This window comes from Pseudenhygromyxa sp. WMMC2535 (assembly GCF_011083025.2).
This window is the reverse complement of the sequence record NZ_JABJWV010000001.1, coordinates 9,323,538-9,343,120: the sequence shown is the minus strand read 5'-3', so window position 1 is coordinate 9,343,120 and position 19,583 is coordinate 9,323,538. Positions and strand designations below refer to the sequence as shown.

The 19,583-nt window shown below is 71.0% G+C and carries 13 protein-coding genes; 2 read left to right on the top strand and 11 right to left on the bottom strand.

Annotation, left to right across the window (positions count from 1 at the left end):
• The first annotated feature begins 238 nt into the window (after window positions 1-238).
• Entirely contained in the window at window positions 239-382 is a 144-nt protein-coding gene (locus G6O69_RS36070) for a cupredoxin domain-containing protein (RefSeq protein ID WP_176397284.1), read from the top strand.
• Between the two features lie 95 nt (window positions 383-477).
• Entirely contained in the window at window positions 478-918 is a 441-nt protein-coding gene (locus G6O69_RS36065) for a hypothetical protein (RefSeq protein WP_172308008.1), read from the top strand.
• A gap of 110 nt (window positions 919-1,028) precedes the next feature.
• Here the strand turns inward: G6O69_RS36065 and G6O69_RS36060 are convergent, their stop codons facing one another.
• The 11 genes from G6O69_RS36060 to vgrG form a co-directional block, all read right to left on the bottom strand.
• Window positions 1,029-1,814: an alpha/beta hydrolase gene (locus G6O69_RS36060; RefSeq protein ID WP_172308007.1), complete on the bottom strand. Its 786-nt coding sequence runs from the start codon at window positions 1,812-1,814 to the stop codon at window positions 1,029-1,031.
• Window positions 1,815-1,843: 29 nt separating this feature from the next.
• Window positions 1,844-3,529 (bottom strand): tetratricopeptide repeat protein, encoded by a 1,686-nt coding sequence (locus G6O69_RS36055; protein WP_176397282.1) that lies wholly within the window; start codon window positions 3,527-3,529, stop codon window positions 1,844-1,846.
• A 162-nt stretch (window positions 3,530-3,691) separates the two neighbouring features.
• Window positions 3,692-5,035, bottom strand: a complete 1,344-nt coding sequence (locus G6O69_RS36050; RefSeq protein WP_172308005.1) for an ATP-binding protein — start codon at window positions 5,033-5,035, stop codon at window positions 3,692-3,694.
• 17 nt (window positions 5,036-5,052) lie between these two features.
• A complete protein-coding gene (locus tag G6O69_RS36045) occupies window positions 5,053-6,831 on the bottom strand; it encodes a contractile injection system tape measure protein (protein ID WP_172308004.1) in 1,779 nt (592 codons plus the stop codon).
• A gap of 4 nt (window positions 6,832-6,835) precedes the next feature.
• Entirely contained in the window at window positions 6,836-10,948 is a 4,113-nt protein-coding gene (locus tag G6O69_RS36040; protein ID WP_176397281.1) for a hypothetical protein, read from the bottom strand.
• Window positions 10,949-10,978: 30 nt separating this feature from the next.
• Window positions 10,979-12,376 (bottom strand): hypothetical protein, encoded by a 1,398-nt coding sequence (locus G6O69_RS36035; protein ID WP_172308003.1) that lies wholly within the window; start codon window positions 12,374-12,376, stop codon window positions 10,979-10,981.
• Between the two features lie 19 nt (window positions 12,377-12,395).
• On the bottom strand, window positions 12,396-16,757 hold the full coding sequence (locus tag G6O69_RS36030; RefSeq protein WP_172308002.1) for a baseplate J/gp47 family protein: 4,362 nt from the start codon (window positions 16,755-16,757) through the stop codon (window positions 12,396-12,398).
• 7 nt (window positions 16,758-16,764) lie between these two features.
• Window positions 16,765-17,193 carry a hypothetical protein gene (locus tag G6O69_RS36025; RefSeq protein WP_172308000.1) on the bottom strand — a complete coding sequence of 143 codons (429 nt, stop codon included), beginning with the start codon at window positions 17,191-17,193 and terminating at the stop codon, window positions 16,765-16,767.
• Between the two features lie 14 nt (window positions 17,194-17,207).
• A complete protein-coding gene (locus G6O69_RS36020) occupies window positions 17,208-17,645 on the bottom strand; it encodes a GPW/gp25 family protein (protein WP_346017128.1) in 438 nt (145 codons plus the stop codon).
• Window positions 17,646-17,647: 2 nt separating this feature from the next.
• Complete coding sequence (locus G6O69_RS36015; protein ID WP_172307999.1) at window positions 17,648-17,857, bottom strand: hypothetical protein; 210 nt, start codon at window positions 17,855-17,857, stop codon at window positions 17,648-17,650.
• A gap of 64 nt (window positions 17,858-17,921) precedes the next feature.
• The gene (vgrG, locus tag G6O69_RS36010) at window positions 17,922-19,583 is read right to left on the bottom strand and encodes a type VI secretion system tip protein VgrG (protein ID WP_172307997.1); all 1,662 of its coding nucleotides are present in this window, start codon (window positions 19,581-19,583) and stop codon (window positions 17,922-17,924) included.

Sequence of the window (19,583 nt, the reverse complement as noted above, 5' to 3'; positions counted from 1 at the left end):
TTCGTGTGACGTTGAAATTGATCCGCCAGAGGATACGAAATGCAGGATTCGCGGCGGTAACGACGGTCAGACCGGGTCTGACTTGCGCTGCGACGTAGATTTTTCCTACGCGCGCGGAACTGCCCCTGGAGGGACCGGGTTTCGGTGCTGCAAGGGCTGATGTTCGAGCCGTGTTGGTGAGTCTCCTCTCCGCTCCTCTCCGCTCCTCTCCTGCGAGGCCGGCTGCGGCAACGAGCTGGTGATCGCCGACATGGACGTGAAGAAGGATCTGCGCGTGGGGGAGACCGTGGAGATCGAGGTGGAGGTGCCCGAGAGCGGGGAGCTGGGTTTTGCCTGTGGGATGGACATGTACAAGGGCAAGGTCGTGGCTCGGGAGAGCTGAGCGGCTCGGGTGTCAGCGCGAGGAGGGGCGGCTTGGGCTGCCCCTCTCTCTTTTGTGGTGTAAGACGAGGAGTGCCCCGAGGTTGCAGAGTCGTCATGCGTCGCGCTGCGCTGTGTGCCTTGCTCGGGCTGACGGCCTGTGCGCTCGAAGACGCGGACCTCGAGCAGCGGACGGCCCACCTGAACCTCGGATCCCGCGTCGATGCCCCGCTGTGCCTGGGCACGGTCAGGGCGGCCGAGCTGGAGGCCGAGCGGATCCAGTTGTTGCTCGGGACCACCCCTGGTCCGAGCGATGTCTACCTCGGCATCGACGCGGTGAGGGAGAATTGCATCGAGGGGGCCACTGGCTGTGCGTACTTTGGCGAGGTCGTCTACACGGACTTTCCCTCGCTGTCGCACGAGCTGGTCCACGCCTACGCACAGCCCACGGACCTGCCCTTCTTGGAAGAGGGGCTGGCCGAGGCGCTGAGCGGCGGCGCGTGGAAGACGAGCACGAGCGGCGTCGCGGAGTTCGAGGCTCGCGCGCGAGCAAGGTGATCGCGGGTCAGCTCGACGAGGACCCGCAGCAGGAGCTGCTCGTCATCCCCTCACCCGCGCGAGAGATCTTGCGTGCGGACGTCGAGGGCGGAGAGTTGGTGGTGCGCGCGCTACCGGGAGGGGAGTCGATCGTCGATGTCGCCGCAGGGGACGTCGACGGGGACGGGATCGACGAGGTGCTCGGGCTGGATGTGGCTGGGGAGCGGATCGTCGTGTTGGAGTGAGGCGCGGGCGGGCGCCTCCTTCATCATCACCTCCACGCAAGTTTTGGGGGCCGCTTGTAGCAACAGGTGCGGTCCGGGGATCCGCCGAGCCACGGCCGCGTGCGGCAGCCCGGCGAGCGCCCGCGTTGGCACCAGGCGATCGCGCGTTGCACATAGCGCCAACACGGGGACCTGCGCTTGCGAGAGCTCGCTGCGCACGTCCACCCCCGCGATCGCCTCGAGGCGGGCACGGACCACGGCTGGCGAGAGCGTGGCCATGGCGGCGCGGACACCTTCGGCGAGCTCGGGGTGCCCGCGCCCCGTGAGCAGCATGCGGACGCCGATGGCGGGGGGCACGGTTGGCAGCACGCCCGCCAGACGGGCGGCCAAGCGAGCGAGCAGGCGCGGGACGGGGCAGCGGGAGAAGGTCGCGACCAGGACGAGCGCGCGCAGGCCCGGCGGCGGCGCGGCGGCGAGGCGGATCCCCAGCGGCCCCGAGAAGGACTCGGCGATCACCACGCTGTCCTCACCCCTGAAGCGCTGACGAACCAGGCGCTCGAGGGCGTCGTAGCCGAGGGGGTCGTCGCTCGGATAGGCGACGACCTCGACGTCCCAGGCCCGGGGAAGCGCGGGGAGCAGGGGGGCGAAGAGCTGGCCGGTGCCGTCGAGACCGGGCAACAAGAGCGCGCGCATCGTGGTGGACGAGCCGGCCGCCCCTGGGCTCACAGCTGGATCTGGATGCGGGTGTTCTCCTCGACCACGACCCCGAGCTCCTTGCCCTCATACTCGAGGTAGACCAGTCCAACGTTGGGGACCTGGATCTCGGCGGCGTTGTCGGGGGAGGCGATCGCGGTGCCCTTGAGCCAGCGCGGGCCCTTGAACTCGACCTCCTTGCGCCCACCGGCGGCGACGATCTCGATCACGCCGCCCTTGTCGGCGTACCAGTCGACCTCGTAGGGGTAGAAGGCCAGGGCCTGCTCGAGGTCGGCGGCGCGTTTGTCGAAGCCGGCGCCGCGGAAGGGGAAGAGCACGCCTTGCTTGGCGAGCAGGGCCTTGGCGTGGGCGAGGTGGGCGAGGGCGCTGGGGAACTGATTGACGCGGCCCCTGGGGTAGTCGAAGCCGGCGTTCTTGCGCACGTCTTTGAGCTCGTTCTTGCGCAGGTCTTCGTTGCGCTGCTCGGCGAGGACGTAGGCCCGGGCGAGGTGGACCTCGGGGAGCTTGGGACCGAGGGCCTCGGCCTGCTCGAGGGAGTTGAGGGCCTTGGCGGTGCTCCCCGCGTCGAGGTGCTCGAAGGTCTGGAGGGCGTGGAGGATGGCCTCGACCTTGTCGCGGTCGCCGTTCTTCTTGGCCTCTTCGAGCTTGGTGAAGGCCAGGGGCAGGCGGTTGGCGGCGATGGCCAGGACCTGCTGGAGGCGCAGGCGGCTGTTGTCGTCGTCGATCTTGAGGCCCGCGGCGATGTCCTTGGCCGCGCCGACCTCGTCGCCGGCCTGGAGGTGCTGGGCCGCGCGGGCCGAGAACATGACGACCAGGGCGGCCTCCATGACCTCGCGCTGAGTGGGCTCGAGGTACTGGCCGGACTTCTCGAGCAGCGAGGTGATGCGCGCGATCGCGGGGTCGGAGTCGCCGTTGCGGAATTGCTCTTGCGAGACCTTGAAGCGCAGCTCGAACTCGGGCTCCTCGAGCAGCTCGGCCGAGCGGATGTTGAAGATCTGGTCGATCATCTCGCTTTGGCCGGCGGCGGCGACGGCCATCAGCAAGTTGGCGCGGAGCTCACGAAAGAGGCGCTCGGCCTCGTGCTGACCGCGGGCGACGAGGGGCGCGGCGGTCTCGAGCATGGCCTTGGCCTGGAGCACGTCCGGGGGGTCCGAGGCGAGGTAGGTGGTGGCCAGGCCGAGGGCGTCGAGGGGGTCCTTGCCCTGGTCGAAGGCCTTCTTGAACAGCTGTCGCGCGGTGTCAATGTCGCCGGCCTGGTAGGCGGCGACCGCCGACTCGTGGAGCATCATGGCCTCGAGGCGACCGCAGCCCGTGCAGCCCTCGAAGGCGAGGAGCTCGCGGGCGTCGGCCTCGAAGCCGCGCTTCATCAGCAGGCGGGCGAGGCCGAGGCGGGCCTTTTCGTTGCTCGGGTCGAGGTCGAGGGCCTCGTCGAAGCGCTGCTCGGCCTCGCGGGGATCGGAGCTGGCGAGGGCGTCACCCTGATCCGCGAGCAGGATCGAGAGCATTCGCGCGGCCTCGTCGTGGGTCGAATTCGACTTGAGGGCCTTGCGCAGCTCGACCTCGGCCTTGGCCTCGTCGCCGACGACGAGGGCGTCCTGGGCTCGGCTGAGGCTGCCGCCGCAGGCCGGGGTGGCCGCGCCGAGGATGAGGACCAAGGAAGAAAGGATTAGGCGCTGCGGCTTGCGAATATGCATCTGACCGCAGCGAGGTATAGCCGCCTACGCTTCGGATTCCAAGCGATGGCCCCCGGCGCTGCGACGCGCCTGTGACCATGGGGCCCTCGGTGGCTGCGCTTCGTGAGCTTTGCGCTGGCGAGAGAGGGCGCTGGGAGCGGATTGTCAGCGGATGCGCGCGGGTCACAGGCCGCGGCCTTCTTTGGCGAGCTCGCGGCGAATCGCCCGCTCGAGGCCCTGCGCGTCAATTGGTCGGCCGCCCTCTGCGAGGCTCTCGAGGCACAGGTGGCGGATCACGTTCATGATCGCCCCGCCAGCGAGCTCGTGATCCCGAGCGACGGCCGCGAGGTCGACGTCGGCCCCGAGGGACGCGCGGGCGGGGAAGCCCTGGGTCCACAGGTGTTGGCGCTCGTCGGCGCGGGGCAGGGGGAAGTAGATCACCGACTCGAAGCGCCGGGTGAACGCGTCGTCGAGGTTCTCGCGCAGGTTCGAGGCCAAGATCACCACGCCGTCGAAGCTCTCGATGCGCTGGAGCAGGTAGGCGACCTCCTGGTTGGCGTAGCGATCGTGGGCGTCGCGGGTGTCGCTGCGCTTGCCGAACAGCGCCTCGGCCTCGTCGAAGAAGAGCAGCCAGCCGCGACGCTGGGCGCGGTCGAAGACCTTGGCGAGGTTCTTCTCGGTCTCGCCGATGTACTTGGACACGGTCAGCGAGAGGTCGACGCGGTAGACGTCGCGCCCGGTGCTCTTGCCGAGCAGGCAGGCGGTCATGCTCTTGCCGGTGCCGGGCGGGCCGTAGAAGAGCGCGCGGTGGCCAGGGCGGAGCTTGCCGGCCATGGCCCAGTCGTCGAGCAAGGTCTGGCCGTGCTCGAGCCAGGTCTGGATCTCGCCGACCTGGCGGCGCGTGGCCGGGTGGAGCACGAGGTCGTCCCAGGACAAGCTGGTCTCGATGCGCTGGGCCGGGAAGTCGACGCCGAGGCGCGGCGGGGGCAGGTGGCCGGTGCCGAGCCTGGCCAGGGTGTCGGCGGGCACGCGCAGGGGGAGGTCGAGGATCGGGCGCTTGCCCTCGCCCTCGCTGGCCAGCAGCTCCTCGACGCAAAAGGGGTGGTCGGGGTCGAAGAGTCGGCGGACGAAGAGCCGCGAGAGCGCGCTGCCGCCGTCGAGCACGAAGGCCAAGGTCGCGCCCGTGGGCAAGAAGCCCTCGCCGCCGCTCGTGCTGGTCCCGCCGAATTCGGTGAATCGCCTGCCGGTGGCCGAGTTCTTGATTGCGAATACGTCGAAGAGCTGGGGGCGAAGCTCGGCCGCGAGGGCGAGGGCGAGGGCGACCCGCTCGGGGGCGCCGAAGTCCTGGCGCGCGAGCAGCTCGGCGAAGGCGCTGCCGGCTTCGTGCTCGGGCGGCGGGAGCTCCAGCGGATCCACGGGCGGCTCGAAGGTCTCGAAGATCAGGCGCAGGCGCAGGTCGAGGACGAGCGCGAGCCAGTCGAGCTCGAGCTCGATGGCGGCGGCGTTTTTTTGAGTCTGCGCGTCCATGGGCGTGGCGGTATTTCTTACCACTCGACCTGAAGCGGCGCCGGCATCCACGGCAAGGTCAGCCATGACCAGCTCCACGGGAAGCGGTCGAGGACGAGGTCGTGGGGCTCGGCCTCGACGCGCAGCAGCCAGGTGCCGTCGCGCTCACCGAGCACGCCGTGGCGGCGCAGGAAGCTGGCGCGCAGGCTGTCGACGGGCATCTGACGCAGGATCTCGGCGTGGGCGATCACGGCGGCGAGCATGCGATCGGCCTCGTCGAGCAGGGCAGGATCGAGCTCGGCGGGATCGCTGGGATCGAGGGCGGCGAGGCGGTCGTGGGGGCCGAGGCCAGCCATCAGCTTGGCGAGGGGCAGGGCGTGCTCCGGGGCTCCGAGCTCGGCGCTGGCGCAGTAGTGGAGGAGGTGGACGGCCCGGGTCTGCGCGCGCAGGTCGACGAAGCTGCGCCCGTCGGCGGCGAGCAGGCCGGCGCGCTGCATGAAGCGGTCGAGGAAGGGCCAGAGGATGACGAGGCCGGCGTCCCAGACGGGGAGCTCGGCGAGGGCCTTGGCGACGCGCTCGGGCGGGCGAGGGGGCGGTGCCGGCGGGTTCGAGGCGCGCTCGAGCAGGGTGTTGAGGGCGTCGAGGAGATCGGCGCGCAGGCGCTCGGGGAGGGCCTCGGCGAGGGGGGAGCGCAGCCAGCTCAGGTGTCGGCGCAGGTCGACGACGTCGAGCCGTGGGTTGGCGAGGCTGGCCGCGAGGGCGCGGGCGGCCGCTGCCAGGTTGGGGGGAGGGGTCTGCGATGACGACGGCGCTGGTGAGTCGGAGCCGCCCGCGAGGATCTGCATGGCGCGAGCCTGGAGGGCGCGCAGGCTCGCGGCGGCGAGGTCCTCCTCGTCTCGAGCCGCGCCGCTGTGTTCGAGCAGCGCCTCGCTCAGCGCGCGGGCCCGAGCCCTGGGATCTTCGGCGTCGCTTCGGGGGCTCGCGGGCGACTGCTCGGGGAGCGCCTCGAGCAGGGTCGTGGGTAGCGCGAGGGGGGCCAGGGCGGCGCGCAGGCGGGCGGGCGTCCACCCGGGCTGGGCGGCGGAGACGGCCGAGCTCAGGGCCAGGGCGAGCGCGCCCTCGTCGACCTTCGACGCCGCGCAGGCCGTGAGCGCGCGGGCCCACAGGGCTTCGCGGGTGGCAGCGTCGGCGGCTGACTTCGCGAGCAGCGCGCGGACCATGGCGACGGCGCGCAGGCCCGACCCGTCATTGGCGAGGCGCGCGGCGAGGGCCTCGAGCAGCGCGTCGTCGCTGGCGCGGACGAGGCGCTCGACGCCTCCGGGCACGGCCTCGACGGCCTGGAGGAGCGCGCGCAGCCCCGCGAGCGCGCCGAGGCTCGAGCGCCCCGCGTCGGCGAGCCCGCGCAGCGCCTCGGCGACGAGGTCGGGGCGCGTGCGGTCGGCCCACCAGGGCAAGTTTCCGGTCCACGCGAAGCACTCGAGCAGCTCGAGGGCCGAGCGCGATCCAGCCGCGGGCGCGCTCGCGTCCTCGTCGAGGGATGCGATGGCGTCACGCAGCGCGCGGCGCAGGGCGAGCTCGAGGGCGCGCGGCAGGGCGCTCTCGAGCGCGTCGAGGGGCAGGGTGCCGAGGTCGAGGTCGAGCTGCTCGATCCGGTGGACGCGACCCGAGGGCGAGCACTCGTCGAGCACGCGAGCGATGACCGCCTCGAGGCGGGCGCGCTGGAGCTGACTGAGGCGCTCGATGGACGCGCGGGCCTCGGCCTCCGCGCCGCGGACGGTCAGCTCGAGGACCTGCTCGTGGATCCGGTGCTTGGCCACGCGGCTACTCTTCGGCGTCGGCGGCCGGCTCGGCGTCGGCGGCCGGCTCGGCGTCGGCGGCCGGCTCGGCGTCGGCGGCCGGCTCGGCGTCGGCGGCCGGCTCGGCGTCGGCGGCCGGCTCGGCGTCGGCGGCCGGCTCGGCGTCGGCGGCCGGCTCGGCGTCGGCTTCAGGCTCCTCCGCGGCGGGCAGCTCCACGCGGACGATCACCTCGAGGGCGCGCTCGACGATGATCGGGTCTTCGGCGATGGGCTGGGCGAGCACGGTCAAGCGGCTGGTCTCGGTGAAGACCTCGCTGGCGAGGACGAGGTCTTCGCCGCTGCCTTCGGCCGTCGCCAGGAGCTCGCCGGTGGCGTCGACGAGGGAGTAGCGCATGCTCGGATCGCTGGCGAGGACAGAGAGCTCGGCGACCTCTCCGGGGGCGACGGTCGCCGGTTCGACGCTGATCTGTGGGGCGTTGCCGGTCCGCGCCCGGCCTTCGAGCTCGATCTCGACGCCGGACATGGCCTTGCGCGCGAGCAGCTTCCAGCGCGTGCCGTCGACGTCGCCCTCGAGCATCAGGCGCGGCGCGAGGGGAGGGTGCTTGGCGAGGTTGGTGCCGGCGGCGGGGAACTGATCCCCCTCGCTGCGCGCGATCGCCAGGTCGACGGCGATGCGCAGCTGCCCGACGCCCTTGTTGGTGCTCGGATCGTCGTCGTCGGCCTGGTGGACATAGGCCGGCTGCGCGACCGTGGCCTTGCCCGCGGTCTTGACCAGCGAGTAGTAGACGCCGGGCTGACCGTCGCGCAGCTCGACGAGGGGCTCGTGGTCGGGGCTCTCGATCACGCGCAGGCGCAGGCCTGGGCTGGGGTCGGGCTCGACGAGGATCAGCGCGGCCTGGCGCAGCTCGGCGGCCGACTCGAGCTGGCCGCGGCTGGACTGATCCAGGCGGCCGATCTCGTGGCGCTTGATCGCCTGGATCCGCACGGTCTGGTCGTGCTCGAAGGGGCCCAGGGAGAAGGCCGAGCCGTCGCCGACCGGCTCGTCTCCGGCGGCGACGAAGCGCGGCCGGTTGCGCCACCGCTCCTGGAAGTCGGGGCGGAGCACCAGGACCGTGCGGGTGGACGCGCCATCGGGGAGCTCGACGCCGATGGTCGGGGTCTCGGGCGCCGGCCCAAAGTGGTAGCGCTTGTCGAAGGTGTCGCGGATCCACGCGCGATAGCTCGCGCTGGCCTGGGGCTCGTCGAGGGTGAGCGTGGCCGACTTGCCAAAGGCGATCGTCGCCTTGCTCAGCCGGGGCAGCGGCTCGACGCTGGCGCGCACGCGCAGGGGCAAGAGCGCGTCGAGCAGGGCCTCGCGGATCGCGGCGCCAGCGTCGGCGTCGTCGAGCTGCTTGCTCGCGTGGACGCGCAGGTCGACGTCCTCGCTCATGGCCACGGAGCGCAGGGCGATCGTCTCGCCGGTGCCGATCACCGCCTCGCTGGACAGGGCGCGCTTGGGGTCGGCGTGATCGACCAGCTCATAGCGCACGCCCTCCTGGCTGGCGTCGACGTAGACCGTGACAGCCTCGCCGTGGGCGACGAGCCGGGCGTCGCTGGCCGCGGGGTTGTCGATGCGCTCGTCGAGGACGGGGGCGTCGATGTGTGCGGCGAGGGTCGTGTCGACGCCCTCCTTGAGCGTGGTCTGGCCGTGCAGCCAGGCCGCGCGCGGGCCGAGCTCGGTGAAGCTGCCAGCAGCACGGAGCGCGAGGATCTTGTAGCTGACGTCCTCGAGCACCGCGGGCGTGGGCAGCTCGATCGGGCCGCCGGTGCCCTCGACCACGTAGCGCTGGTCCTCGGCGTCGGGGATCGGGCTGCCGCTGCGCGCGTCGCAGAGCTGATAGCTGACGCCGCGCTGGCTGTAGCCCAGGGGGATCTTGGCCGCGCTGTCGGCGGGCACGATGATCAGCTCGGGCGTGGGGATGTCGCGCAGCGGATAGGTGGCCCCGATCCCGAGCTGCTCGAGCACGCGGTCGCGAGCGTCGCGCAGGCGCAGCTGCGCCTGGCGGAGGACCTCGGGCGAGACCGCGCTGCCGCGCTGCTGCGCCGCTCGGTAGTCGGCCAGGGCGGCGCGCAGCTCGGCGTGATCGCGGACGAAGTCGCTCCAGTCCGAGCCCGCGTCGTCGTCGCGCAGCCAGTGCAAGGTGACCTCGAGGTGAGCCGGGGTGTGCTCGGCGACGAGGCGCTCGACGAGCTGCTCGTGGGTCCTGGCCCAGGCCGAGCCCGGGGCGAAGCCGCCCTCGCGGAAGACCACCGAGAGCTGCATCGAGTAGGGGTCCTCGCGCTCGACCCCGGCGAGCAAGGGCACGGCCTCCTCGCCCTCCTCGCCGCGCTGGTGGCTATCCTCGGCGATCGGGCGCAGCAGCGGGTGCTCGACGATCTCGAAGCCGGGGTCGTCTGCGTCCACGCCGAGCTCGAGGCGCAGGCGCAGAGCCAGGCCGGACTCGGAGCCGGGCGCGGAGGTGTCGTAGCCGGTGCCTCGCCCCGCGCTGAGCTGGGGATAGGCGCGCAGGAAGGCCTGCTTGCGACGCACGTCCGCGCGCAGGCGAGGGAGCGCCAGGGCGTCGCTGCCGACGTCGACTTGATAGAGCTGCTCGCCGTGGCGCGCGAGCAGGTGCGACAAGAAGCGAGCGCGGCGCTCGAGCGAGGACAGCTCGTCGCCGGCGGTCTCGCGCACGGCGTCGTCGAGCCAGCGCGCGTGGTCCTCGGGCTCGCGCATGCGCAGGCTGTCGAGGTCGATGACCTCATCCTCGACGACCTGGCCAAAATAGGTGCTCGAGGTCTCGCCGACGTGGGAGAAGAGCTCGCGGGCGTGGGCGAGCTGGGCGAAGCAGTTGGCCAGGAGCTGATCGAAGATCAGCACGTAGGCGCGCAGCTGCTGGGCCTGGGCGCGGCGCGCCGTGCTGACCGAGGTGGGCAGCCCGAAGGGGCCGACGCCGTAGACCTCGGGGAAGTGGTTGAGCAGCGAGTGGTAGCGGTCGAGCTCGCGGTCGCGGCCGACCTCGCGCGGGACGTCGCGGTCCTCGAGCGCGAGCACGGGGGCGGCCGCGCGGGCGTGCGCGCGGGCCAGGGCGAGGCTGAGCGCGTCGGCGTCGAGGGGCAGGGGCAGGCCGTCGCGGAGCAGCACGATCGTGGAGCTCGCGGCCATGGTCGGCACGCCGTCCTCGGCGATCTCGAGCGCCCAGCGCTCGGGCGTGCCTCCGGCGGAGCGAGCCATGCTCAGCCGACGGATCGCGCGCACCGCTGGCACGTCGCTGATCGCGTGCATCAGGTCCGAGGCGTAGATCGTGCGCCTGCGCTCGCCGGCCTCGAGGTCTCGATCGCAGACGAAGCCGCGCTGGAGCGTGGGCCCGTCGAAGATGTCCTCGTGGCCGGCGCAGCGAGCCCGGGCCGCGTCGAGGTCTTCGAAGTCGACCCGCGGCGCGAGGTAGGCCTCGACGTTGGCGACGAGCGCGTCGAGGATCTGCTCGGGGGTGACGCTGGTCTCGACCTCGATCACGGCGTCGAGCCAGATCTGCTCGCTGCGCAGCGGGACGACCTCGATGTCCTCACACAGCGGTCGCGCGGCCGAGAGCCCCGACGTGGCCAGCTCGCGGCTGGCCACGTCGCTGCCCTCGCCGCTGGGGAGCCACACGCGATGCAGGCCGCGCAGGCGCACGGCCTCGCTCTCGACGGCCGCGGGGTCGGTGTCGAGGTGGAGCTCGCCGCGCTGCTCGTGAAAGAAGAAGGGGCAGGCCGAGGGGGCCGCCTCGAGCCACGCGTTGCCGCCGCCGCAGGCGTCCATGGCCAGCTTGCGCAGGTCGGTGGTCGTCTGCGCTTGGCAGCCGAGGATCGTCGCGGCGCTCGGCAAGCTCGCGTGGGCGTCTTGCTCACCACCGGCGAGCAGATCGGGGAGCGCAAAGTTGATCCGATAGGCGAGATCGGTGATCGCGTAGCAGCACTGCTCGAGGATCGTGATCCCCGGGTCGTGGCTGTTGAAGTCGGTCCATTGCTCCTTGCCGAGGCTGCCGAGCACGCGCAGTCCTTCGCTGCGCAGGGCGGCGTAGTCCATGGCCCGGTGGGGCAGGGGGCCTGTCGGTAGGGTGTCGGCGGGGCTGGTCATGGGCGGTCCTCGTTGGTCGGCGCGGGGAGATCAGGGCCGCTTGCCAGCGCTGTTGTAGTAGAAGTAGGGGCTCTGGCCGTTGAGGTTGCGGTAGACCTGGAAGCGGTCGTGCTGCACGGAGAAGCGCGCGACGATGTTGTTGCCCTTCTTGAAGAACATGTGGTCCCCGTTTGTCTCGATCTTCCAACCCGAGGACATGTTGAGGGTCCCGCCGTTGACCATGATGTCGTTGGCGATGTGCAGGTCGCTGTTGGTGGTGTCGAACCAGAAGCTGCGGGTCATGCCGGTGTGCTTGGTGTCGCGGATATAGAAGTTATCGTCGACGGTAAGCCACACCTGGCCCTCGTAGCGATAGAGGGCGCCGTCGGTGTCGAAGTGGGTCTTGAGGTTACCCGCGCTGACGCTCAGCGCGTGCTTGGTCTGGACCAGGCCATCGGCGCGCAGGGACAGGCCCCATTCATTGCCGTCGTTGGGCTTGCGGAACAAGAGATGGTCGCTGAGGGTCATCCACGCCTTTTCGTCCTTGCGGTAGAGCGAGATGTCGGCGTTGAGGTGGCCGCCGCGATTACCCTGGCCCGCGATCACGCCGCCCTTGGCGCGCACCGAGGCGTCTTGCGCGTTGAGGGCGATCGACCAGTCGGAGTCACCCACGCCACGGACCAGCAGGTTCTTCTCGGCGGTCACCCACACGTGACCGTCCTTCCTGAACAGCGCGCCTGAGGTGTTGATGATCTCGGAGCCGGACGAGAGGACCAGGCCATCTTGGACACGGAGGCGTCCGCGGACCAGAGCCTGGCCGTTGACGTCGAGCATGGCGTCCGGGTTGACGCCCACGCCGAGCTGGGCGCCCATGACGCTCAGCTTGCCGTTCTCGGCCGATACCAGGCGAACCCCGTACTTGTTGGCGTTGCTGAACTGGCCGTGGTTGAGGTCGATGTAGGGGTGACCGTTGCTCTCACCGCTGGACAGGACCAGGCCGCTGGGGCCGTCGGAGCTGACCATCGCGCGGCGCATCGAGCCGCCCTCGACGAGCAGGTCGCCATCGCTGACCGTGAGCTTGGCGCTGGGCGAGGTCGTGCCCACGCCGAGCTTGCCCTCGGGGCTCAAGAACAGCTTGTTGCTGCCGTCGGGGGCGTCGAAGCCCAGGCCCTCGGCAGCGGTCTTGGCGTTGGCGGGGGCGGTGCGTGGCTTGAGGCTCAAGGTCCAGGTCGGGGCCTGGGCGGGGTACTGGGCGTAGAGCCGAAGCACGCGCTTTTGATCGCCGGGGGCCGCGACCACGCTGAGTGGGTCGTCGCCGAGCTTGAACACGCCGTCGTCGGCCTGGTTGAGCTGTCCGTCGATCAGCTCGCCAAAGTTGGCCTCGGTGGGGATCGCGTTTTTGACAAAGAAAGCTTTGAGCTCGCTGCGGTTCTTGGTGGTCATGGCCATTGCAAATCTCCTGGTGTGGTCAGCCCACGATGAAGTCGAGCTCCAGCTTCATGTGCTCGAGGCCGGTGAAGGCCTCCTGCTGGTAGCGCTCGGGGATGATGTCGATCTGGTGGTCACGGGCGGCGACGAGGATCTCGTCGTCGCGTTCGCAACCCACGAAGTAGCCCTCGCCGGAGCCCGACGAGAGATCTGGGACGATGTCGAAGTCCTGCCCGTCGTCGCTGCGAAACAGCTTGAGCTCGGCGACGAAGTCGATGTAGTCGCGGCGGTCGACGAAGTCGATGATGCTGTTGGCGTAGATCCGCGCGCCGATGCTGAGCTCGGCGCCCTCGTCGTAGGCCCATGGCGAGAGGAAGCGGTTGAGGTCGTCGATCAGCTGGCGCGCGGCCCAGCGCTCGTCGACGCCCTCGTCAAAGCGCACGCCGAGGCGGACCATGACCGCGATGTAGCGAGGGTTGCGGACCTCGACGCGGACGTGGTCGGGGGCGCGGCCGCGCAGGTAGTCGCCGATCTCGGCGAGCAGGCTGCTCGGGGCCTTGGGCGAGAAGGGGTCGCGGGGCAGGGACTTGCGGATGTCGGGGACCACGACCACGCGCACGCCCCCCTTGCCGCCGGGCGCGTTCGTGGCCCGCAGGCACTTGGCCTTGAAGATCGCCGGGAAGCGCTCGAGCACGAGGTGCTCGTAGTCCCAGGGCGTCGAGGCGCGCTGCTTGTGGCGCAGGCGCTCGCTGACCCGGGTGTGGAAGTGCTCGGCGCGCTCGGGCGGGCGGCCGGCGTAGGAGGTGTAGGGCTGGGCGAGCGCGGCGATCTCGGCGCGCGGCTGGACCAGGCGGGTGACGCTGTCGACGGGCAGCGGCTCGTCGTAGTGCGAGGGATCGTTTTGGCGATCCTCGAAGCTCAGCTCGAGGGCCTGGGTGTGCAGCGCGAGGGTGTCGCAGGCGGCGTCGGGGTAGCGGTCGATGGCCACGCGCAGCCAGTAGCGGTCGCTGGGCATGCGGGTGCTGGGCGCCACGGCGGGCAGCTCGAGATCGACGATGCCCGCGCCGAGCAGGCCCTGGGTCCCGTCGGAGATCAGGCCCGCGTCGAGCTCGCGCCAGCGGTCGCCGTCGAGCACGCTCCAGCGCGGGCTCGGGGCCGCGCGGTCCGGGTCGGCGCTGCCGTCGGCGAGCTGCATGAGCAGGCTCAGGCGCTGGGGCGCCGAGACGCCCTCGAGGCCGATGTAGAGCTCGCCGGCGTCGGGGTAGTGGGGGAGCAGCCGCGGCCCGCGCGGCCCGATGTTGGTCTCGACGAGCGTCGGCGAGGCGCACACCCCAAAGGGGTGGATGTGGAGCAGGCTGTCCTCGCCGCTGGTCCCGAGCTCCGGGAGGCCGTCGAAGCGCAGCTCGAAGCTCGCGACATAGCCCGCGCGCAGCCGCTTGATCTTGGGGGTGTAGGGCGCGTTGACCTCGTACTCGGCGAGCGCGTCCTCGGCGGGCGGCTCTCCGCGGGCGATCGCGGCGGCCAGGGCCCGGCTCTTGTGGCTGGCGAGCACGGGGTAGCGCCCGTGGCCAAAGTCGCCGGGCCCGAGCTCGAGCACGAAATGGCGCGGCTCATCGCGGATGTCGGCCAGCTCGCCGACGTCGAGGCGCGCCTGGTAGTCGAGGCTGGAGTTGGCCGCGGCCACGCGCTTGGGCAGGTCGTCGATCTCGAGCTTGCGGGTGCCCAGGGCCAGGTCGGGCTGGTCTTGCCCGGCCTCGAAGAGCGCGGCGTCGAGCAGGCCGAGCTCGACGTGCTGGTCGATCATGCTGAGCGTGGCCGAGAAGTCGTCGAGCTCGGTCTGCGGGTAGTTGTGGTAGTGGGCGAGCAGGTCCTCGGGCAGGCCCATCCACTCGATGTCGAGGGTCAGCCGGTCGAGGCGCGGGCGGGCGAGCTCGGGGTGCGAGAGGTACAGGCGCGCGCCCGCGGCCGGGCTGCGGCCAAAGGGCTCGAAGGGCTTGGCGGGGTCGAGCTTGCGCTCGTCGCTGCGCAGGCGCAGCGCCTGGAGCCCGTCGACGCTGACCTTGAGGTGGACCGCGCACAGGTGCAGGCCGGAGAAGGCGTCGGCGTGGCTGCGGTAGCTCGCGCTGGCCTCGTCCCAGTGCTGGCGCAGCATCAGGCGCAGGCTCGGCCAGCGCTCGCCCGAGTCGGCGAGCGGGGCGAAGGCCGCGACGCGCTCGTCTGCGCGCAGCTCCAAGGACAGCGCCGGGCGATCTTCGTCGGGCTGGCGCTTGCCGGCGATCAGCGTCGCGTAGTCCTCTCCGGGGCCGCCGCCGCCGCTTTGGAAGGTCTCGAACTCGAGCTCGACCCAGCCATCGGCGGTGCTGACCTCGACGGCGAGCGCGTCGTTCTCGAGCGCCGCGTCGATCTGCGCGAGGTCGAAGCCCTCGACCTCGAAGCCCATGGTCAGGTCGATGCGGCGCACGCCCGAGCGCAGCTCGAGCAGCGGCGAGCGCAGGGCGGCGCCGATCACCGGGGCGGGCACGCGCTCGACGCTGGCCGCGGGTCGGCGCTGGCCAAAGGTCTTCCAACGCGGCGTGTCCGCGCCGCTGTCGACGGTGAGCGCGGTGACGTCCTCGTGGGCGTAGAGGTTGCGCCAGCTGACGCGCTCGGCCGCGTCGAGCTCGAGGCCCTCGCGGTTGCGCCAGCACAGCTCGAGGATGCGATCGGCGTCGCTCCAGCCGAGCAGCTTGGCCGCGTCGGCGTCGCCGAGCTGGGCGTGGTAGCGGTCGAGGAGCTCGAGCTGGGTGTCCTCGAGGTGCTCGCTCGCCTGGCTGAGCAGCGCGCTCCACTCGGGCTCGGGATCGTCCTCGCCGATGTCGATGTCGAGGGCGAAGCTGGTCGAGCGAGCCAGCGCCCGCTGGCCCGAGAAGCCCGCGCGCTGGCTGGCGATCTCCGCCCGCCGGCTGGCGAGCACGCGCTCGCGCCGAGCCTCGCGCATCAGCTGGGCGAGGCGAGCCCAGTCGGCCTCCGTAGTCGTCTGGAGCTTGGCTCGGTTGGCGATCCTCGCCATCCGCGAGATCCGCTCGGCCCCGGTTGCGAGGTGCGCCTCGAGCTCCTGGACCAGCGCGAAGTACTGGTCGAGGTCGGCGCTCCCGTCGGGCCACTCGGGCTCGCCCAGGGCGGCCGCGAAGTTGGCCGCGAAGTCGGTGGGATCGTAGTCCTCGACCGCGGCCTCGAGGTCGAAGCTCAGCGCGTCGCGCTTGCGCCTGCCGGCGCGCGCGAGCAGCCGCGAGAGCTCGGCCCACTCGCCGTCGATGCGCTGCTTGATGCGCATCAGGGCCTCGAAATTCTCGCGCCCAAAGGGCAGCTGGGCGGCGATGAAGGCCGCGCAGTCCTCACGCTGGCGGCGCTCGTAGAGGTCGTCGATGGACTCGACGAGGGGCAGGCCGGCGTAGTCGAGCTCGCCGGCGACGGCCTCGAGGTTGGCGGTGAAGTCTCGCGGATCTTCGGGGTCCTCGACGCCGAGCAGCGCGTTGATCCGCGCCCACTCCTCGTCGGCCGCGTCGCCCCGGCGCGCGCGCAGGTTCATCAGCGTGCGCAGCTCGTGGTGCTCGAGGTGGAGCTGCTCGGGGGCGAAGTCGACGCGTTGCTGTCGCGCGGCCACATAGTTGACGTTGACCACCCGGTTGCGCAGCTTGGGCACGGGGTCGCCCGGGCGCGGCTGGCCGAGGGCGAGCTCGAGCATCGCGGTGAAGCGCTCGGGCTCGGACAGATCGCGGTCGTTGGCCAGGGCCTCGAGGTCGACGATGTCGTAGTCGACGTAGACGGCGCGCAGATCGGCGACCTGGGCCGCGCTCGCGTAGAAGTCGGCCTGGCTGCGATAGATTCGCGGCTGGCCGCTCGCGTCTTCGCCGGCCGAGAACTCGGTGCCTGCGGGAAGCCTCGCCCGCGACACGCTGGGCGGGAGCTCGACGAGCACGGCCACGCGATCCGGGGATGCCTCGCGCCGGCGCAGGCCGAGGACCTGCTCGTAGTAGTAGTCGAGATGGCGCGCGGTCAGGCCGTTGAGCTGCTCGCGGGCGTGGCCGAGCAGGCGCAGGAAGGTCAAGAACACCGCCAGGTGCGGGCGCGAGAGCCACTGCGCCGCGGCCGGGCTGGCGCTCGTGGGATCGTCGAGGTAGGCGACGATCTGCTCGAGGCTCACGCCCTCGGTCTCGAGCAAGCCGCGCCAGTCCCCGGTCGGGGCGCCGTCGAGGTCATAAAAGCGCAGCTCACGGGCGTGGGCCCGAGCAAAGGTGAGCAGCTCGGCGTCGCCGCGCTCGTCGACGCGGGCGTAGTCGGGGGCGAGCGCGGGCAGCCGTCGTCGGGCCTGGCTCGCGCCGTCGCGCTTGGCTGCGTTCAGTCGTGTAGATCGCCTGGACATGGTCGAGTCACTCGCCGCGGGCGAGGGTGTTTTGGGTCGAGAAGCTGCCCGTGCCCGCGTACTCCGTCTCCGTGTCGGGCTCGGGCGCGGGCGCCTTGGGCTGCATGGCCGGGACGGAGACCGTGAACAGGGCGTTGAATTGCGAGCCGACGAGGATCACCGGCTGACCGCCGCTGGTCGTCTGCGTCGCGAGTTGATCCCCGGCCAGGGAGTCGATGCTCAGCAGGCCCATGCCGGGGATGGTGTGGGTCTTGGTCGTGTAGGGGACCGGCCCGACTGGCGCCATCTTCTGCTCGTCATCTTTGATGCACACCGGGGCGCCGTCGACGGTGCCGTGGCCGGTGCCGACCATGATCCCGTCTTGGACCACGACCGTGGCGTCTCCAAAGGCCGTGTCGAACACGGCCGCGTCCTGGTCGATGACGATGAAATCCATGGCCTTCCTCGCCGCTAGAAGCGGACCTCCGTAGCCTCGTTGAGGTAGAAGGGGTAGACCATGTTGAAGCGCGTGTTGGTCTCGGGCACGCGATAGTCGAGGCGGATCAGCAGCAGCTCGGGCTGGTCGGTGTCGGTGCGGACGTCGAGGCCGAGCAGCTCGATGCGCGGCTCGTGATAGAGGATCGCGTCATTGATCATGGCGCTGACCTTGTTGATCAGACGTTGGTCGGTCTCGGAGAACGCGACATCGTCGAGGTTGCAGCCGTAGTCCTCGTGCATCACTCGCTCGCCGAGGCGGGTCGCGAGCAGGACCTGGAGGCTCTGGTGGATGTCCTCGACACCCGCGACCATCTCGACCTGGGCGCCGCCAGCCGAGAAGCTGGGCGGGAAGGCCCAGCCCCGACCCAAGAAGGCGATCGACTCGCCCTCGCTGCCGCGCTGCCTGGCCACGCTCAGCCCGCTTCCTGCTCTGCCACGACCGTGGGCTGGCTGGGCTGCGCGGAGGCGGATCGCTCGGCGGAGAGCTGGGCCTGGGCCTGGGTCTGGATCGAGTTGATCAGCTGATAGACCTGAGAGAAGGGCTGCTCACCCAGGGTCTGGAGGATGAGGTTGATCTGCTCGAGCTCGAGCTCGAGGGCGATGGTCTGATTGTTCTCGGTCATTGTGCTCAGTTTGGTGTCGAGTGAATGGAGAGAGTGGGAGGGGGAGCGGGGAGTGGAGTGGGACTCAGCTCGGGGCCAGGTCGACGGACGCACCCTTGATGGTCACGTCGCCCGTGGCCGTCAGCGTGAGGTCCTTGGCGCTGGTGATCGTCACGCCGTCCTTGGTCATCGCCACGCTGTTTTTGTGCTTGTCGGTGATCACGATCGCCTCGGCGCCGCTCGAGTCGTCGAGCTCGATCTTGTTGCCGGCCTTGGTCTCGATGGTCAGCGCGGGGCGCTCTTCATCGAACAAGATCGTCAGGCCCTTCGCGGTGGAGATGATCCGCTTGGCCGCGGCCGCGTCCTTGGGCGGCGGGCCGACGCGCGCAGGCGGGGCGTTGACCGAGCTGAAGGTCGAGCCGAGGATCACCGCCTGGCGCGGGTCTTGGTTGAGGAAGGCGACCACGACCTCGTCGCCGAGCTCGGGCCAGGCGAGGAAGCCCCGCCCGGGGCCGGCGTCCGGGGTGGTGAGCCGCGCCCAGATCGCGCCGTACTTCGCGGGCACCATGGGCAGCGCGACCTGGACGCGGTGCTCGCCGCTGGCGTCTTGCTTGTAGCCCTCGACCACGCCGAGCTGGAGGCCGGCGATCGGCGGGAGCAGGCCGGCGGCCGGCGGCTCGACGAGCTCGGGGGTGCGGGCGTACCACTGGGGATCGAGGCCGAGCTCGAGCTCGGTGGTCCACCCGTCGTTGTCGTAGCGCTGGATGATCCCGGTGATCAGCGCGCTGCCGTCGAAGCGCTCGCCGACGCCGGTCAGCGCGAGGCTGTCGAGCAGCTTGATCGGGGCCTTGCCGAGCACGCGCACGCGCCCGCGGATCATCGCCATGCGGCTGCGCGCGAGCCGGGCCTTGGCCCAGGCCGAGAGCTCGTCGGGGTCGAGGGGCAGGCCGGCCTCGAGGGTGTAGGTGCTCAGCCCGAGCGCCTTGCCGATCTCGGCGGGGCTCTGGTCGCCCTGGCTGGGCTTGGCGTCCTTGCCCGCCGGTGTGGGCGCGAGCCGGGCCTTTTGCTTGGCGTTCCAGCCCACCGCCTCGAAGCTCGCGTTTTGGTGGCCGCCGTCGATCTCGAGCTCGAGTTCGAGGATGTCGTTGCTGGGGAACACGTAGCTGTGGGTCTGGGCGCCCTTGGCGGGGGCGCCCATGGGGTGGAGCGAGACGCTGCCGTCTTCGACGGCCACGAGCAGGCCGAGGACGTCGGCGCGGCTGAGGATGAAGTCCCAGTCGCTGCACTGGTATTGCAGCAGCTCCTCGTGCACTGGCTTGGTGCTCGGGACCTGGCCGAGCCCGACCCCGGGGGCGCGGCTGATCAGCGTCGAGATGATCTGCTTGTCGCTCTGCTCGCGGTGGATCTCGCTGTGGCGCTCACCGGTCAGGTCGAAGGCGACGTCCTTGAGCTCGACGCGCAGGCTGCTCTTTTGGCCCTCGGCCTCGACGGCGTGGCGCAGGACCTTGCCGGAGAAGAGCGGCTGCTGGTCCTCCTTGTCGCGCGTGATGCCGAGCTCGATCTCGGCGCCCGGGGCGAAGTCCGCGGCGTTGCTCAGCGCGTAGACCCGCTCGCCGGTCTTCTCGTCGTGGCCGTCGTAGAACACCAGCTTGGCCTCGGGCACGCGGTTGAGCTCGCGGCGGATCTCGAGGCCGGTCAGCGTCTTGCTGGAGACGGCCCCGGCGTTGATGTGGATCGTGATCGCCAC

Bases quoted from the DNA above. Each gene is read 5' to 3' on its own strand.
- G6O69_RS36065 (WP_172308008.1), top strand. From the start codon at position 478: ATGCGTCGCGCTGCGCTGTGTGCCTTGCTCGGGCTGACGGCCTGTGCG.
- G6O69_RS36030 (WP_172308002.1), bottom strand. From the start codon at position 16,757: ATGTCCAGGCGATCTACACGACTGAACGCAGCCAAGCGCGACGGCGCG.
- G6O69_RS36050 (WP_172308005.1), bottom strand. From the start codon at position 5,035: ATGGACGCGCAGACTCAAAAAAACGCCGCCGCCATCGAGCTCGAGCTC.
- G6O69_RS36055 (WP_176397282.1), bottom strand. From the start codon at position 3,529: ATGCATATTCGCAAGCCGCAGCGCCTAATCCTTTCTTCCTTGGTCCTC.
- G6O69_RS36035 (WP_172308003.1), bottom strand. From the start codon at position 12,376: ATGGCCATGACCACCAAGAACCGCAGCGAGCTCAAAGCTTTCTTTGTC.
- G6O69_RS36040 (WP_176397281.1), bottom strand. From the start codon at position 10,948: ATGACCAGCCCCGCCGACACCCTACCGACAGGCCCCCTGCCCCACCGG.
- G6O69_RS36060 (WP_172308007.1), bottom strand. From the start codon at position 1,814: ATGCGCGCGCTCTTGTTGCCCGGTCTCGACGGCACCGGCCAGCTCTTC.
- G6O69_RS36025 (WP_172308000.1), bottom strand. From the start codon at position 17,193: ATGGATTTCATCGTCATCGACCAGGACGCGGCCGTGTTCGACACGGCC.
- G6O69_RS36015 (WP_172307999.1), bottom strand. From the start codon at position 17,857: ATGACCGAGAACAATCAGACCATCGCCCTCGAGCTCGAGCTCGAGCAG.